Here is a 15,307-nt window from a genome sequence, read left to right as displayed (position 1 = left end):
CATGCCCGGCACCCTCTACCTGATTCCGAACACCCTAGGCCCCACCGATGCCGCGCCCGGCGCCCTGTCCCAGGTCCTGCCCGGCCAGGTGCAGGCGATCACTTCCCAGCTCGGTTATTTTGTCGCCGAAAATGCGAAGACCGCGCGCGCCTTTTTGAAATTGATTGCAATCGACCACCCGCTGGCGAAACCGCTGCAGGAGATCCGCATTGCCGAACTGAACGTCAACACGCCCGCGGCGGCGCTGGCACAGCTGCTCGCGCCGCTGCTGGCCGGGGAAGACGCCGGGCTGGTCTCGGAAGCAGGCGTGCCGGCCGTGGCCGATCCGGGCGCCGACCTGGTGCGCCTGGCGCATCAGCATGGCGTGACGGTGCGCCCTCTCGTCGGCCCCTCGTCGCTGCTGCTGGCCGTCATGGCGAGCGGCCTGAACGGGCAGAGCTTTGCCTTCAACGGCTATTTGCCCACCGACGCCGCGGCACGCACCAAGCGCATCCGCGAACTGGAAACGCGCTCGCGGCTGGAGAAGCAGACCCAATTGCTGATCGAAACGCCGTATCGCAACGGGCAAATGCTCGAAGCCCTGGTGGCGAGCTGCCAGCCGGGAACGCTGGTGTGCGTGGCGACCGACTTGTCGCTGGCAACCGAATCGGTGCGCACGATGACGGCGACCAAGTGGAAGGCGCAGCTGGGCGCGGGGAAGATGCCAGACTTTCACAAGAAGCCGACGGTGTTTTTGTTCCTGGGGCAGTAAGACCGCAGACACGGCCGTTCCTTACCGTAGGGTGGGCGGCTACACCGCGGTGCGTGATTGCACGGCGGCGCGAGTGCCGCCCACGCGTTCAACCAGCCCGTGAAACGACGCGAAGATGCCAGCGTGCGTTGAACGCGTGGGCGGCGCAAGAGTCGTGTGCTTGCATCGTTAACAGTCGAGCCGCCCACCCTACATCCTGCATCAACCCGCGTCGTGCACCAGCTCGCGCACCCAGTCAAAAGCCGCCAGCTCGATCTCGCGCACCTGCTTCGAGGTCAGGCCGAGCTTGCGTAAGGCCGCGGTGAACTGGCGGCCGGTATCGGCTTTTTCCAAACGCTCGACCACGTCGAGCATCGCACCCAGGTCGCCCGCGCGCTCGAGCAGCGCCGCGCGCACGTCTTCGGCCAGCTCGACATTCTCGAGGATATCGGCCATCGGCATCGAAAACAGGGCGTCGGCCAGCGACATGATGCCGGCCGTGAAGGCGCGCTCGGCGCCGACCACGTTGCCCGGGCGCACCTGCAGCGACATCAGCTCAAGGAGCTTGCCGCGCGTGGTGGCCAGCTGCAGCAGCGGCGAATTGAGTTCGACCTTGCTGCCGGGCGCGGCGAACATCAGGATTTGCAGCCAGCGGCGCAATTGCTTGCGCCCCAGCTTGACCAGGGCCTCGGCGATCGATTCGATGCGGTTGCCGGGCTTGGAGGCGCGGCTGTTTACCAGGCGCAGCAGGTTCAGGCTGATCAGGGGATCGCGCTTGACATAGGTTTCGATCGCGGCGTCGTCGGCGTCCGAATTGATCAGTTCGAGCAGGTGCAGGATCACCATTTCGGAGGGCGTGATCTTGCGGCCGCTGAGGATCACTGGGCGCGCGAAATAATAGCCCTGGAAGTAATCGAAACCGAGTTCCAGGCAGGCGCGAAACTCCTGCTGGGTTTCGACCTTTTCGGCCAGCATCTTCTTGCCGGTCTTGCGCAGGGAGGCGGCCAGATGCGCCAGGGCTTCCGGCGCCACGCCCTGCAAGTCGACTTTCACGATATCGACCAACCCGAGGAGCTTTTCGACCTCCTCGGTATGGTTGACGACATCGTCGAGGGCGAACTTGAAGCCGAGCGATTTCAGCACTGCCACGCGCGCCAGCAACGGCTCGGTCGGCTTGACGGTTTCGAGAATTTCGAGGATAACCTTATTAGGCGGCAGGAAACGCACGTAGTCGCTCATCAGCACGTTCTCGTCGACATTCACGAAGGCAAGCTTGTTATCGACAACTTGCTCGAGGCCGAGCTGGGAAGCGTGGGAAATCACCGCTGCCGTGGCAGCGGCGCCGTCCGTCAGGCGTGCGTCGTCGTGCTCGCCGGCTGCGCGAAACAGCAGCTCGTAAGCAACCAGACGTTGGTCGCGCCCCAGGATCGGCTGGCGCGCCAGGAAAAATTCGTCGGACAGCATCGTTGTCGATACGGTCCTTACTTCGGCAAGCATGTTGACTCCTGAAAACGTTTGCTGCGCAGCAGGCACGTGGGCGCAGCAATACGCGCGCGCATGGTTGCGCACCTCTTCCGACTATACACCATCGCATCAATCTTTACATTTTTACATCGAAACGAGCGACGGCCGCGTTGCGAAAATGACCCGCTCGCGCCCATGCGGACGGGTTCTCACATCACGTCAACGGGAAAGCCGGGCGCGCGCGGCGCCCGGCGAGCCGGCAGATTAGCTGCGCTTGCGCGGGCGTGCCGGGCCGGTGCCAAGCGCCGGAGTGCGTGCATCCGGACGGCCCGACGTCGGACGGCCGCTGGTGGCGCGTTCCGGACGGGCACCGGCACTCTTCGGACGTGCATCGGCGGCCGGCGCGGCGCCTTCCGAACGCGAGAAGCGGCGGGCGCGCTCGGAGGCGCCCACCTTGCTGGCCGCCGCGCCATCCGGACGGCGCGTGTCGGCAGGGGCCGCTTCGGCACGCGCCGCCGCGGCCTGGCCCGGCAGGCGCAGGCTGCCGGTGCCCGACAGCGGGCTGGCACGGCGCGCATTGCCGACCGGCTGGCGCGCGGTGCCGCCGGCGCCGACCCGGGCGGCGGCCGCACCGGTCACCTGGGTGCCGCGTTCGATGACGAAAGTCGCGCCCGCATCCTTGCCCAGCACCTTGACCAGGTAGGGCATCACTTCGCGCAGCATCGGTTCCAGCGTGTACGGCGGGTTCAGGATGAACATGCCGCTGCTGTGCAAGCCGAAACCGTCGGGGCCGGGCGTCGACACGGTCAGCGTCACGTTCAGCCACTCCTTGGCCGGCAGGCGTTTCAGGCGGTCGGCGAACTGGCGCGACTCCATGCGCTGCAGCACCGGGTACCAGACGGCGAAGATGCCGCTCGGGAAACGCCCGAGGGCGTCTTCCAGCGCATCTTTCACCTTGCGGTAGTCGTCCTTCATCTCGTAGGGCGGGTCGATCAGCACCAGCGCGCGGCGCGATGGCGGCGGCAGCAGCGCCTTCATGCTGAGGAAGCCGTCGCCGCGCTCGATCATCACGCGCCGTCCGCGCGAGCGCTCGCCCTGCTCCGCCTTGTGCGCGTCCGCCTTGCGGAAATTATCCCCCAGGATCTTGCTGTCGGCCGGATGCAGTTCGAACAGGCGCAGGCGGTCTTCCGGACGCGTCATCTGGTCGGCCACCCAGGGCGAGCCCGGGTAGTAGCGCATCTTGCCGCTCGGGTTCATGCCCTTGACCAGCTTGACGTACGCGGCGAGCGCCGGCGGCAGGTCGGTGCGGGTCCAGAGCGGGCCGATGCCGGTGTCGAACTCGGCATTCTTGGAGGCGAAGCTGCCGTCGAGCGCATACACGCCGGCACCCGAGTGGGTGTCGATATAGGTGTAGGCGGTGTCCTTCTGGTTCATGTACTCGTGCAATTGCACTTGAACGAAATGCTTGAGGACGTCGGCGTGGTTACCCGCGTGGAAGGCGTGGCGGTAGCTCAACATAATATGGGAATCCTAAATAGAAAGCGCCGGCATGGAGCCGGCGCGGGGGCGCGGCTCCGGGAAAATCGCCGGCTTCAAGCCGCCATTATCTCCCAGAACCGCCGGGCCGCCCAAATCGGCGCCCGCATGGTGTTTTCAGGCTGTGGTCAGCCGACCTGCGACTGCAGCAGGCGCGCGACCAGGGCGCGGCTGAGGCGGTCCATCTCGTCGCGCGTTGCGACGCTGTCTAAGCGCAGCTTGACCCTGGCCACCAGGGCGCCGTTGCCGACGTCCTTCAGCGCGCCGTCCAGTTCGCACTTGCCGTTCAGGTTCAGCAGTTCGACTTCGAAGACGAAGCGTGCCGCGCCCTTGAGCGACTGGTACTCGAGGTCGCCGCGCGCGCCGCTGGCGGCGAGTTTGCGCTGCAGGATCGCGCCGTCGAGCACGCTGAGCTGCTGGCGCTTCATCTCCTCGTACCACAGCGATCGCGCCTTCGCGGCGCACTCCGTGTTGGCGAACATGCCTTCGATGCTGAATAGGTATTCTTTGCGTTTGATAATTAACAATCATAAAAATCTATGCACCCTGGGTTGCAAGATGTTGCTATTCAGCTAGTTTTGTTGTTATCAATGAATTTCTTGTTGACTGAAATCAGTAAATTCGGCAATATTCGGGCTTGAAGTTGCATTTATTTATCGAATCCGCCGATGACCGGCATGTCAAGGAACGCATTTGAAACCCATTTTCCGCAAGATGAGCCTGGCCCTGGCCATGGCAGCAGGACTCGGCACCGCGCAAGCCGGCGTGCTCCGCTTTCAGGACGTCGTGTTCACGACCACCTGGTCGAATAATGTGCTGACGCTCGACATCGACGCCGCGAAACACAGCGGCGACTGGAGTCGCGCCACCTCGCTGGGCGCCCTGAGCCTGAAGGACATCGGCAGTTTCAGCAGCGTGTCGGTGACGGCCGCACCGAAAGGCGCAACTGCCTGGAGCCTGAGTTCGAAGGAACTGAACGCACAGGGCTGCGCCGGCGGCGGCGGTTCGCGTACCGGCACCGCGCTGTGCATCTCGGGCACGCCGATTGCGCTGACCGACAACATGGTGTTCACCTTCACCTTCACCGGCGGCACGCCGGACCTGGATGCGCCGCACCTGAAGGTCAGCTTCCTCGATGCGTCGAAGAACAAGGTGGGCGACCTGCTGTCGCGGCAGATCCCCGCGGCGCCAGTCGTCGTGGTCCAGCCGGTGACGCCTGTGACGCCGGCCACGCCAGTCGCGCCGACGCCCGTCGCCCCTGTCATCGTCCCTGCCCCGGCCGCCCCAACGCCAGCTGCGCCGGCGACGCCGGCCCCCGTCGCGTCGACGCCGGTGTCCGAGTCCGGCACGCCGGCGAGCCTGCCCGCGAGCGGCAACACGACCGTGGGACAGCCGGAAACCGTGGTGGTGACCGCACCTGCCGTCGAGCCTGTCACGACGCCGGCGATTCCAGTCCCGCCGCCAGTGCTGGTGACGCAGCCCGAGCTCGTGCTGGAGCCGGTGTCGCAGGAGCAGGGCTCGAACGAGGTGCCGGAACCGCAGTCGATCGCCCTGCTGCTCGGCGGCCTGGCCCTGATGGGCGCGGCGCTGCGCAAACGCGGCTGATCCACAGCGCAAGCAAGCACCCATAAAAAAAGCGCGGGCCATTCACTGGCCCGCGCTTTTTTGTTGCCGAGGTCTTTACGCCTTGTGCGGCAGCGGCGCCCTTGCGCTGCCCCCGGCGCCGACCGCCGTGGCGATCGCCAGGGTCTGGAACAAGGCCACGCCGATGAAGAGGCCGGCCGGATGGCCGCCATCCATCAGCATGCCGAACAGCACCGGGCCGACCGCCATGCCGCTGTCCAGGCCCGAATACACGACGCCGAACACGCGCCCGGTTGCATTCGGCGGCGCCGCGGCGCGAATCAGGAGGTCGCGCGAAGGGGCGGCAACGCCGCTCGCCAGGCCGATCGCACCCATCATCGGCACCACCAGCGCGCCCGGCAGGATCGAGGCCGACAGCAGCAAGGCAAGCGCGGCCGCGAACAGGAAGGACACCGCGATCGTGCGGTCGTAACTGCGCGCGCGCGCCGCCAGGAAGCCGCCGGCCACCATGCCCGCCGCCGAAGAAAGCATATAGGTGGTGTAGGCCGTGGCCGCGGTCGGCAAGGAAATGGCGTACAGGGCGGTCAGGCTGGTCGAGGAGAAGGCCTGGATCCCGCCCAGGGCCACCGAGGTGAGGAAGAAGAAGCCGAAGCACATCCACACGGCCGGCAAACGCAGAAAATCGAAGGAACCGCCGGCCGCCTGCGCGCTCGTTTGCACCGGAGCAGCCGTGCTCAGCACCTTGCGGTTCAGGACCAGGGTCAGCAGCATGAGGGCGGGAATCGCCGACGCCGCCAGCAGCGCCACGCGCCAGCTCGACAGCGTTGCCACGCCCGCCAGGAACAGGGGCGCCGCCGCCCAGCCGATGTTGCCGGAAATACCGTGCACCGAGAAGGCATGCGGCAGGCGTTCCTTCGAGACGTTCTGGTTCAGCAGCGTGTAGCCGGCCGGGTGGAACACCGCGTTGCCGCAGCCGGCAATCAGGGAGCCGAGCAGCAGGACCGAATAATTCGGCGCGGCGGCCAGCACCAGCGCCCCGATCCCCAGCAGCGCATGCCCGGAAAACAGCACGCGCCGCGCGCCGACCTTGTCGACCAGGAAGCCCGACAGCGCCTGGCCGACGCCGGAGACGACGAAGAACACCGTCATCAGGAAGCCCAGCTCCGCATACGAGAGCACGAAGGCCGCCTTCAGCCAGGGGAACAGACCCGCCAGGATCAGGTGATAGAAGTGGGATACCCCGTGCGAGACGCCGACCAGGCCGATCACGCGCGCATCCTGGCGCAGGCTTGTTGTGCTCATGGCTTACCGATGTTGAGAAGCGAAAGCGATCAGTGTAGTCAAAACCGCGCAGCTTTGCTGGCGAGGGGGCGGAGTGTTCAGTCAAGACTCGTTCCGTAAGCCGACGTAGGGTGGGCGGGTTCCCCGCCCACGCGTTCAATGAACCTGAGTGCATCCGCAACATCTGCTCCCGATCCAACGTTCCGTCGAGACAGTGTGGATGTTCAAGCCGCAATTGAACGCGTGGGCGGGAGACCCGCCCACCCTACGTCCCTCCGATACACGTCGCAGCCGTAAAACGAAAAAGGGGCGCATCGCTGCGCCCCCGTCCCGACCGCCAGAACCGGCTTACTTCGCCAGCTCGACCGTCTTCTCCTCGCCGAACACCAGCTGCCCCGCCCGCACCCGCACGGTGATCGTGTCCTTCGGCCCGAACTTGCCCGACAAGATGGCTTTCGACAGCGGATTTTCGATCTGCTGCTGGATCGCGCGTTTCAATGGACGCGCGCCATACACCGGATCGAAACCGGCTTCCGCGATCTTCTGCAGGGCTTCCTCGTCGAGGTCGAGCGTCATCTCCATCTTCGCCAGGCGCTCCTCCAGGCTGCGCAGCTGGATCTTGGCGATCGCGCCGATGTTCTTCTCGTCGAGCGCGTGGAAGACCACGATGTCGTCGATCCGGTTGATGAACTCCGGACGGAAGTGTCCGCGCACCTCGGCCATCACCGCCATCTTGACCACGGCCGGCTCGTCGGAGTCCATCGACTGGATCTTGTGCGAGCCCAGGTTCGAAGTCATCACGATCACCGTGTTCTTGAAGTCGACGGTGCGGCCCTGGCCATCGGTCATGCGGCCATCGTCCAGCACCTGCAGCAGCACATTGAAGACGTCCGGGTGCGCCTTCTCGATCTCATCGAGCAGGATCACGCTGTAGGGCTTGCGGCGCACGGCTTCGGTCAGATAACCGCCCTCCTCGTAGCCGACATAGCCCGGCGGCGCGCCGATCAGGCGGGCGACCGAATGCTTCTCCATGAATTCGCTCATGTCGATGCGGATCATCGATTCCTCGGCGTCGAACAGGAAGCCGGCGAGTGCCTTGCACAGCTCCGTCTTGCCCACGCCGGTCGGGCCCAGGAACATGAAGGAGCCATACGGGCGGTTCGGGTCGGACAGGCCGGCGCGCGAACGGCGAATCGCGTCCGACACCGCTTCGATCGCTTCGTCCTGGCCCACCACGCGCTCATGCAGCTTCTCTTCGATGTGCAGCAGCTTGTCGCGCTCGCCCTGCATCATGCGCGAGACCGGAATGCCGGTCGCGCGCGAGACCACTTCGGCGATCTCCTCGGCGCCCACCTGGGTGCGCAGCAGCTTGGGTTTCGCATTGCCGTCGGACTGGGCGAGCGTCGCCGCTTCCTCGGCCTGCTTGAGCTGGGCTTCCAGTTGCGGCAGCTGTCCGTACTGCAGTTCCGAGACCACCTGCCAGTTGCTCTGGCGCTTGGCTTCCTCCATCTGGTAACGGATGCGCTCGATCTCTTCCTTGATGTGGGTGGTGCCCTGCACCGCGGCCTTTTCCGCCTTCAGGATTTCCTCGTAATCGTTGTATTCGCGCTCGAGGCGGGCGATCTCCTCGCCGATCAGTTCCAAGCGCCGCTGCGAGGCTTCGTCGGTCTCCCTGCGCACGGCTTCGCGCTCGATCTTCAGCTGGATCAGGCGGCGCTCGAGCTTGTCCATGACTTCCGGCTTGGAGTCGATCTCGATCTTGATCTTCGAGGCCGCTTCGTCGATCAGGTCGATCGCCTTGTCGGGCAGGAAGCGGTCGCTGATGTAACGGTGCGACAGCTCGGCCGCGGCGATGATGGCGGGGTCGGTGATCTCGACCTTGTGGTGCAGCTCGTATTTCTCCTGCAGCCCGCGCAGGATGGCGATCGTCGCCTCGACAGTCGGCTCGTCGACGATGATCTTCTGGAAGCGGCGCTCGAGCGCGGCATCCTTTTCCACGTACTTGCGGTACTCGTCGAGCGTGGTCGCGCCGACGCAGTGCAGCTCGCCGCGCGCGAGCGCCGGTTTGAGCATGTTCCCCGCATCCATCGCGCCTTCGGCCTTGCCGGCGCCGACCATGGTGTGGATCTCGTCAATGAAGACGATGGTCTGGCCCTCATCTTGCGCCAGTTCCTTCAGTACGCTTTTCAGCCTTTCCTCGAACTCGCCGCGGTATTTGGCGCCCGCCAGCAGCGCTGCCATGTCGAGCGAGAGCACACGCTTGCCCTTGAGAGAATCCGGCACTTCGCCGTTCACGATGCGCTGGGCCAGGCCTTCGACGATCGCAGTCTTGCCCACGCCCGGCTCGCCGATCAGCACGGGATTGTTCTTGGTGCGGCGCTGCAGCACCTGGATCGCACGGCGAATCTCGTCGTCGCGCCCGATGACCGGGTCGAGTTTGCCCATGCGGGCGCGCTCGGTCAGGTCGAGCGTGTATTTTTTCAGCGATTCGCGCTGGCCTTCGGCGTCCTGCGAATTGACGTTCTCGCCGCCGCGCACGGCCGAAATGGCCGACTCCAGCGATTTACGGGCGAGACCATGCTCGCGCGCCAGGCGGCCCGCGTCGGATTTGTCCTCGGTCAGCGCCAGCAGCACCATTTCGGAGGACAGGAACTGGTCGCCGCGCTTTTGCGATTCGCGGTCGGCGAGGTTGAGCAAGGCGACGAGCTCGCGCCCGACCTGGGTTTCGCCGCCGGTGCCGGACACCTTGGGCAGGCGCTCCATACTGCTCTTGAGCGCATTGGTCAGTGCGCCGACGTTCACTCCCGCGCGCTGCAGCAGTGAACGGGCGCTGCCGTCGTCCTGGTTGAGCAGGGCGACGAGCAGGTGCACGGGATCGATGTACTGGTTATCGTTGCCGACCGCCAGGCTCTGAGCATCGGCCAGTGCTTCCTGGAGCTTGGTCGTCAATTTATCTTGCCGCATGTTGTACTCCCTGGTGAGTATTCATAACTACGAAACAACATTGGGATGCCGACGCGCTTTTCAAGATCTGCCCGCGCCGCGGTAAGCGCAGTCTTACGCCGCCTGGGCCTGGCCCGTGCTGCCCGCAGGCGCGAACACGTCGCCTGCCCGCTGCAGGATGCGCTTGACGGCAGGATGGTCGAGCTGGCGCTCGACCGTCATCGCATGGAACTGTTCGGTGATCGCGTCGATCACGCCAACCTGCTCCAGGCCATATTCGGCAGCGACCACGGCGGCCACGACGGTCGGCACCACGATGAACCCGGCGCCGGCGCGCGCGAACGCCTTGAGCAAGGCGCCGTCGTCGAATTCGCCAACCACGATCGGGCGCAGGCCGTGCTCCTCGAACCAGCCCTGCAGCTGGCTGTGCACGGCCGCCTCGACGCCAGGCAACAGGAAAGGCGCCTCGCGCAGGCGTGCCGGGAAAGCGCCGCTCCATGCCTGGCACAGGCGCGGGTGGCCCAGCACGCTGAGGGTGGTCGATCCGAGCAAGCGGGTATGCGCGCGGATCGCCGCGCCGGGCGCCAGGGCGCGGTCGGCCAGCACCAGGTCGAGCCGGTGAGCGGCCAGTTCGACCAGGAGTTGATCGAAACGCCCTTCGCGGCAGATCAGGCGCATCGCCATGCCCGCTTCCCGCGCCGGCTGCAGCAGGCGGAAGGCAACCGTCTTCGGGACGATGTCGCAAATGCCCACCCGCAGCGTTTCCGGCACAGGCGACGCGCCGCGCCGCATGGTCTGTTCCAGCTCGTTGCCGAGGTCAAAGATGCGCGCGCTGTACTCCAGGGCGACGCGGCCCGCATCGGTCAGCTCCAGGCCCCTTCCCTTCTTCCTGAACAGCGGCGTGCCGAAGCGTTCTTCCAGCAGGCCGAGCTGGGTGCTGATGGCCTGGGCCGTGACGTGCAGCTCCTGTGCGGCGCGCGCGATCGAGCCGCCGGTGGCCACCGCATGGAAGTACTGCAAGTGCTTGTAGTTCATCACCTGACAGTTCCATAAAAATTGAGGATAAGGAAAGATTAATCGATTTTTCCTTTCGCGTCAGGCCAACTATGCTACAGCCATCCCCACCACCACCAAGAGAGGACATCATGCGAAGCTACCCGAACGATAGCCAGGAAGCCGTCTGCCGGCTGCTGGCGCTGTCGATGATCGTCGACGGCCACCTGGCGCCGTCCGAACTGAAGGCACTGCACCACTGTGCCATCCTGGAGCGGGTCGGGGCCGACGCCGACAGGTTCGACCAGGTCGTGCATGGCCTGTGCGAAGACCTGCTGGCGAGCGCCATCGGCCTCGATTCCGGAACAATCGCACTCGACCGGGATATGCTCGACGGCCTTCTGGGCGAAATTACTGATCCGCTCCTGCGCATGTGCACGCTCAAGGCGATGCTCGAGGTCGTCGATGCCGACCGCCTGGTCGACAGCCGCGAACACCTGCTGCTGCAACGTGCGCTGCGTAGCTGGTCATCGCCCGCTCCAGCCGAGGACATGACACGGCGCTGCTGACGTCAGCAGGTCAGACGATACGCGCGTCCCACTGCGCGTAATGGCTTTCTACCGCGCCCTTCGGAATGGCGAGCAGCACCAGGGCGACGCCCGCCACCACGGTGGCCGCCGCGGCGGGCGCGGAAAAGCCCGCGATATGCCAGGGCGCAAACACGAGCCAGGCGCCGAAGGCGGCGTTCACGTAGCGCAGCGGACGCGCCACCTCGGCCCAGGCCATGATGCTGAAGGTCACTACCAGGGCACCGACGACGTGGTCGCTGTCGGCCGCCGCCCCTGTCGTCCCGAACAGGAGCGGCGTGGCCATCAGCAGCATGCCGATCGCCATGCTGGCCCATAGCGTCCAGGGAAAGGTGATGCCGCCGTACAGGACTTCCCGCAGCACCTCGCGCGCCGGCCGGGCGAAGTCGTCCGAACGGTCCACCGCGTCGCCGGGGCAGGTGCCGCCGAAGACGAGGAGGCGCAGCACCGGCTTGCCGCTGCGCCGGCCGCTCCGCAGGAACTGCAGGGTCGCCAGGATCTCGTCGAAGGAATATGGCACCTGGACCAGCATTGCCAGCGCCGCGACGAGGCAGAGCGTGCACCAGGCGCCGAGCCATATGGGCTGGACGATGATGAAGAAGATGCTGGTCACGCCCAGCGGCACGATCAGGATGCCAAACAACAGCACCAGCCAGGGCATGGTGCGCCAGCGCCGCCGGCTGCCGATCACGCCAGTGACGATTTCCAGTACATAGGTCGCCGCGCCCAGGCCGGCATCGGGCACCGGCCAGGCCTCGGACAGCCAGGAGGTAACGATGCGCTCGGTGCCATCGCCGAAGAAGGGGTCCCAGGCGGCGTCGATATGCCCCAACTGATAGGCAGCCAGGTAGCGCGACACGAACAGCCCGACGAAGGCGAGGACCACGATGGGCAGGCGCTGGTTCCAGCTCGATGGGCAATAACTCCAGCCGGGAGGAATGTCGGGACCGCTCATCCGCCCCGCCAGGCTCTCGCCGGGGGCGTCAGGGATGGCCACCGCCAGCAGGATCACGAGGGCGCCGACCAGCGTATCGTTGGCGTAGGCGGCCGCGCTGGGCGTCCAGAACAGCAGCGGCGCGAACAGCAGCCAGGCGCCGAGCAGCGCGACCAGCCAGCGCGCCCAGCCCTTGAAGCGCGACAGCGACAGCAAGGCGAACACGGTGATCAGCAGGCCGGTAATCACGTTACTGGCCGTCATGTATGTATGACTGAACTCCAGGCCGCGTCCGTTCGGCGCGATCGGCTCCACTGCCTGCATCCAGTATTGCGCCAGGCCGAGCACGAAGGGGCTGGACATCAGCCACAGGCCGAGGCCGGCATTGGCGAAATGGCACCACAGGGTGCGCGCGTGCGCCTCGCGCTGGACCTGCTCATCGCGCTCGATCAGCTGCCCTGCCGGCACGCCGGACGCGGCCACTTCGTCGAGCCAGGGCGGCAGCGGGAGGCGGTTCCGCCGGTACCAGGCGAGCGGGTCGCGCTTGAGGGAATCGACCATCGCGCGCAGGGTGTCGCGCAGGCGCCGTTTCGGCTCCCAGCCGAGCAGGCCGCGCGCGCGGCCGATGTCGATCTCGTAGTGCTCGTCCGCCAGCGCGATCATGAAGGGCTTGATGAAGGGCTCGATGCCGCCGTCGATGGCGTCCGGCACGATATCTTCGACCTTGTCCTGCATCCAGGCACCGGCTGCGGCGACGCTCCTGGGTACGCTGCGCGTGGCCCAGGGCTCTCCGTGCAGCAACTGGCCGATCAGGTTCTGCAGGGCCTGGTAGCTCTCGGTCACCGGTTCGCCAATCAGCAGCACCGTTTCCTGCGGCAGGCTGGCGCGGCGCTCGATCGCCTGCACGAAGGCCTGCGCCAGGTCGTCGATATGGACGAAGCTCTGGCCGTGCGAAGGGTCGCCCGGAAACAGGTGGCTGCTCACCTGGCGCTCGTAGATGCGCTGGATCTGCATGGTCAGCGACGGCACCTCCCCCTGATCCGTATAAACACCGGCAATGCGCAGGATGAGCGCCGGGATCGCGCCGTGCTCGCGGCGCACTACTTCCTCGGCCTGCGCCTTGGAACGCGGGTAGGGCCACTTCGGCGCCAGCGCCCCCTCCTCGTCGATCGGCAGGCCGGGGCGGGCCGGCGCATGGACCAGCATGGTGCTGGCATACACGAACTGCTCCACGTCAAAGCCGCGCAGGGCGCGCAACAGGCGCCGGGTGCCCTCGACATTGACTTGCTCGTAGGCCGGATTGTCTTCTCCCGAAAAGTCATAGAAGGCCGCAAGGTGCACCACGCAGGCGATGCGGCCTCCGTGGCTTTCCCGCAGGCGCCCGAGGGCACGCTCGAGCGCCTCATCGGAGGCGATGTCGGCCTCGATGCAAGCGCCGTCGCCCGGCTCGCAGCGGCGCTCGAGCGCAACCACGCGGTAGCGCGGAGCGAGACGCTCCGCAATTGCGAGGCCGATGCGGCCGCGCCCCCCGGTGATGAGAACAAGAGGCTGGTCCATGTGATTTTTCCCTCTATTGGTTTGATCCCGCGTGCCGCTCGCCGGCCGCGCCCATGCGCGGCGCGGCGCCTGCACCCGGTTCCACGTGCAGGGCATGGCCCGACGCCTCGATGCGCCTGGTCTGGGCGGCGATGTGGTCCATCAGCGCAAAAAGCACGCCGCACACGACGAGGGTGAGCTGAATGCCTACCTTCCAGGCCAGCTGCTCGGAAGTAAACTGGGAGACGTTCATGAACGCGCCGAGCAAGTCGACTGCAGCCACCGCCACGATCGAGCCGAAGAGCTTGAGCTTGAGTCCCGAAAAGTCCAGGTTGCCCATCCAGGCCGGGCGTTCGTGCCCGGCCGCGATGTCGATCCGCGAAATGAAATTTTCGTAACCACTGAGGATTACCATCAGCAGCAGGTTGGCCACCAGTACGATATCGATCAAGCTCAGTACCGAGAGCATCACCTTGCGCTCGCTGAGCTGGACGATACCGAGCGCTACGTGGACGAACTCCGCGGCGAAGGTGTAGACCAGGAAAACCAGGGCGCCGGCCAGCCCGACGTACATCGGGACCAGCAGCCAGCGGCTGAGGAAAAGTATTCGTTCAATGAATTTTTCCATGTCTCTTTCGATGCAAAAAGCCGCTACGGCACGGCCGCCGATGCGGCTCGGCAGCGATCATTAAACAAATATTACGTGTTCACCCTCATAATGAATAATTGGGAATTCATGCAAGATCCATAAACTAGCGTCTATCGTTTGGAGAAGTGCCATGCACGTCACCCTGCGCCAATTGCAGATCTTCGAGGCGGTCGCACGCAACCAGCACGTCAGCCGCGCGGCCGAACAACTGCACCTGACCCAGCCCTCGGTATCGATCCAGATGCGGCAACTGTCCGACGCTGTCGGCCTGCCCCTGTTCGAACCGGTCGGCAGGCGAATCCGGCTCACGGAAGTGGGCCAGGCGCTGTACCGGACTTGCCGCGAAATGACCGACGCCTGGGACCGCTTCGAGGCGATCTGTTCGGACTACAAGGGCGTGCGCTGCGGCCGCCTGCGCCTGGCGATGGTGACCACGGCGAAATATGTGATCCCGCGCATGCTCGGCCCGTTCTGCGAGCGCTATTCCGGGATCGACGTCGAACTCGGCCTGTTCAACCGCGACCAGGTGCTGGACCGGCTCAAGGACAACCTCGACGAGCTCTACGTCATGAGCATGCCACCGGCGGACGCTTCCTTCGAAGTCATTCCTTTCGTGCCCAATCCCCTGGTCGTCGTGGCGCCGCTCGGCCATCGCTACCCTCACCCGCCGCCGCTGCTGCTGCGCGAACTGGCGGCCGAACGCTTCATCATGCGCGAGGAAGGCTCGGGCACGCGCATGGCGGTCGACGAGCACCTGGCCAGGCAGGGCGTGTCGCTGAACGTACGCATGACGCTTGGAAGCAACGAAGCAATCAAGCAGGCGGTCGCAGGCGGCATGGGGCTGTCGATCCTGTCGCGCCACGTGCTGGGGCATGCGCCGTCCGCAGAAGGACTCGAGGAACTGGCGGTGGCCCACTTTCCGCTCGAGCGGGCATGGTATGTCCTCTACCGGAAGGAGCGGCCGCTGTCGCTGGTTGCCAGGACCTTCCTGGAATACCTGCTGGGAGAAACCGATCCTATGGGCATGGGCAAGGCAATGGCGGCCCACCCGCCCCCTCGGGATCCATAAA

The 15,307-nt window shown here is 65.6% G+C and carries 12 protein-coding genes; 4 read left to right on the top strand and 8 right to left on the bottom strand.

Translation table 11 applies throughout. The annotated features are described in order from the left end of the window. The first annotated feature begins 1 nt into the window (after nt 1). Nucleotides 2–751 (top strand): SAM-dependent methyltransferase, encoded by a 750-nt coding sequence (locus tag NMB41_RS09465; RefSeq protein WP_494382207.1) that lies wholly within the window; start codon nt 2–4, stop codon nt 749–751. Between the two features lie 201 nt (nt 752–952). Here NMB41_RS09465 and NMB41_RS09460 read toward each other — a convergent pair whose 3' ends face one another. The 3 genes from NMB41_RS09460 to NMB41_RS09450 all read right to left on the bottom strand — a co-directional run bounded on the left by NMB41_RS09460 (nt 953) and on the right by NMB41_RS09450 (nt 4,212). Beyond that, nucleotides 953–2,227, bottom strand: a complete 1,275-nt coding sequence (locus NMB41_RS09460; protein WP_494382206.1) for an EAL and HDOD domain-containing protein — start codon at nt 2,225–2,227, stop codon at nt 953–955. 231 nt (nt 2,228–2,458) lie between these two features. Further along, nucleotides 2,459–3,712 carry a 23S rRNA (adenine(2030)-N(6))-methyltransferase RlmJ gene (locus NMB41_RS09455; protein ID WP_494382205.1) on the bottom strand — a complete coding sequence of 418 codons (1,254 nt, stop codon included), beginning with the start codon at nt 3,710–3,712 and terminating at the stop codon, nt 2,459–2,461. Nucleotides 3,713–3,858: 146 nt separating this feature from the next. Beyond that, a complete protein-coding gene (locus NMB41_RS09450; protein WP_494382204.1) occupies nt 3,859–4,212 on the bottom strand; it encodes a hypothetical protein in 354 nt (117 codons plus the stop codon). Nucleotides 4,213–4,423: 211 nt separating this feature from the next. Between NMB41_RS09450 and NMB41_RS09445 the strand changes: the two genes are divergently transcribed. Beyond that, the gene (locus NMB41_RS09445) at nt 4,424–5,335 is read left to right on the top strand and encodes a PEP-CTERM sorting domain-containing protein (protein WP_494382203.1); all 912 of its coding nucleotides are present in this window, start codon (nt 4,424–4,426) and stop codon (nt 5,333–5,335) included. Between the two features lie 75 nt (nt 5,336–5,410). On the opposite strand, the gene NMB41_RS09440 is transcribed toward NMB41_RS09445, so the two are convergent. From NMB41_RS09440 to NMB41_RS09430, 3 genes are all read right to left on the bottom strand, one after another. After that, on the bottom strand, nt 5,411–6,616 hold the full coding sequence (locus tag NMB41_RS09440) for an MFS transporter (RefSeq protein ID WP_494382202.1): 1,206 nt from the start codon (nt 6,614–6,616) through the stop codon (nt 5,411–5,413). Between the two features lie 327 nt (nt 6,617–6,943). After that, nucleotides 6,944–9,559: an ATP-dependent chaperone ClpB gene (clpB, locus tag NMB41_RS09435; protein ID WP_494382201.1), complete on the bottom strand. Its 2,616-nt coding sequence runs from the start codon at nt 9,557–9,559 to the stop codon at nt 6,944–6,946. A gap of 93 nt (nt 9,560–9,652) precedes the next feature. After that, nucleotides 9,653–10,573 carry a LysR family transcriptional regulator gene (locus tag NMB41_RS09430; protein ID WP_494382200.1) on the bottom strand — a complete coding sequence of 307 codons (921 nt, stop codon included), beginning with the start codon at nt 10,571–10,573 and terminating at the stop codon, nt 9,653–9,655. A 110-nt stretch (nt 10,574–10,683) separates the two neighbouring features. On the opposite strand from NMB41_RS09430, the gene NMB41_RS09425 reads away from it, so the two are divergent. Then, nucleotides 10,684–11,100 carry a tellurite resistance TerB family protein gene (locus NMB41_RS09425; protein WP_494382199.1) on the top strand — a complete coding sequence of 139 codons (417 nt, stop codon included), beginning with the start codon at nt 10,684–10,686 and terminating at the stop codon, nt 11,098–11,100. A 10-nt stretch (nt 11,101–11,110) separates the two neighbouring features. Here the strand turns inward: NMB41_RS09425 and NMB41_RS09420 are convergent, their stop codons facing one another. Continuing rightward, entirely contained in the window at nt 11,111–13,609 is a 2,499-nt protein-coding gene (locus tag NMB41_RS09420) for an NAD-dependent epimerase/dehydratase family protein (protein ID WP_494382198.1), read from the bottom strand. Between the two features lie 13 nt (nt 13,610–13,622). After that, the gene (locus tag NMB41_RS09415) at nt 13,623–14,216 is read right to left on the bottom strand and encodes a TIGR00645 family protein (RefSeq protein WP_494382197.1); all 594 of its coding nucleotides are present in this window, start codon (nt 14,214–14,216) and stop codon (nt 13,623–13,625) included. Nucleotides 14,217–14,367: 151 nt separating this feature from the next. Between NMB41_RS09415 and NMB41_RS09410 the strand changes: the two genes are divergently transcribed. Then, nucleotides 14,368–15,306: a LysR family transcriptional regulator gene (locus NMB41_RS09410; RefSeq protein WP_494382196.1), complete on the top strand. Its 939-nt coding sequence runs from the start codon at nt 14,368–14,370 to the stop codon at nt 15,304–15,306. Nucleotide 15,307 lies beyond the last annotated feature (1 nt).

Source organism: Massilia sp. FBCC-B171 (genome assembly GCF_059134155.1).
This window is presented reverse-complemented; position numbering and strand designations above follow the sequence as displayed.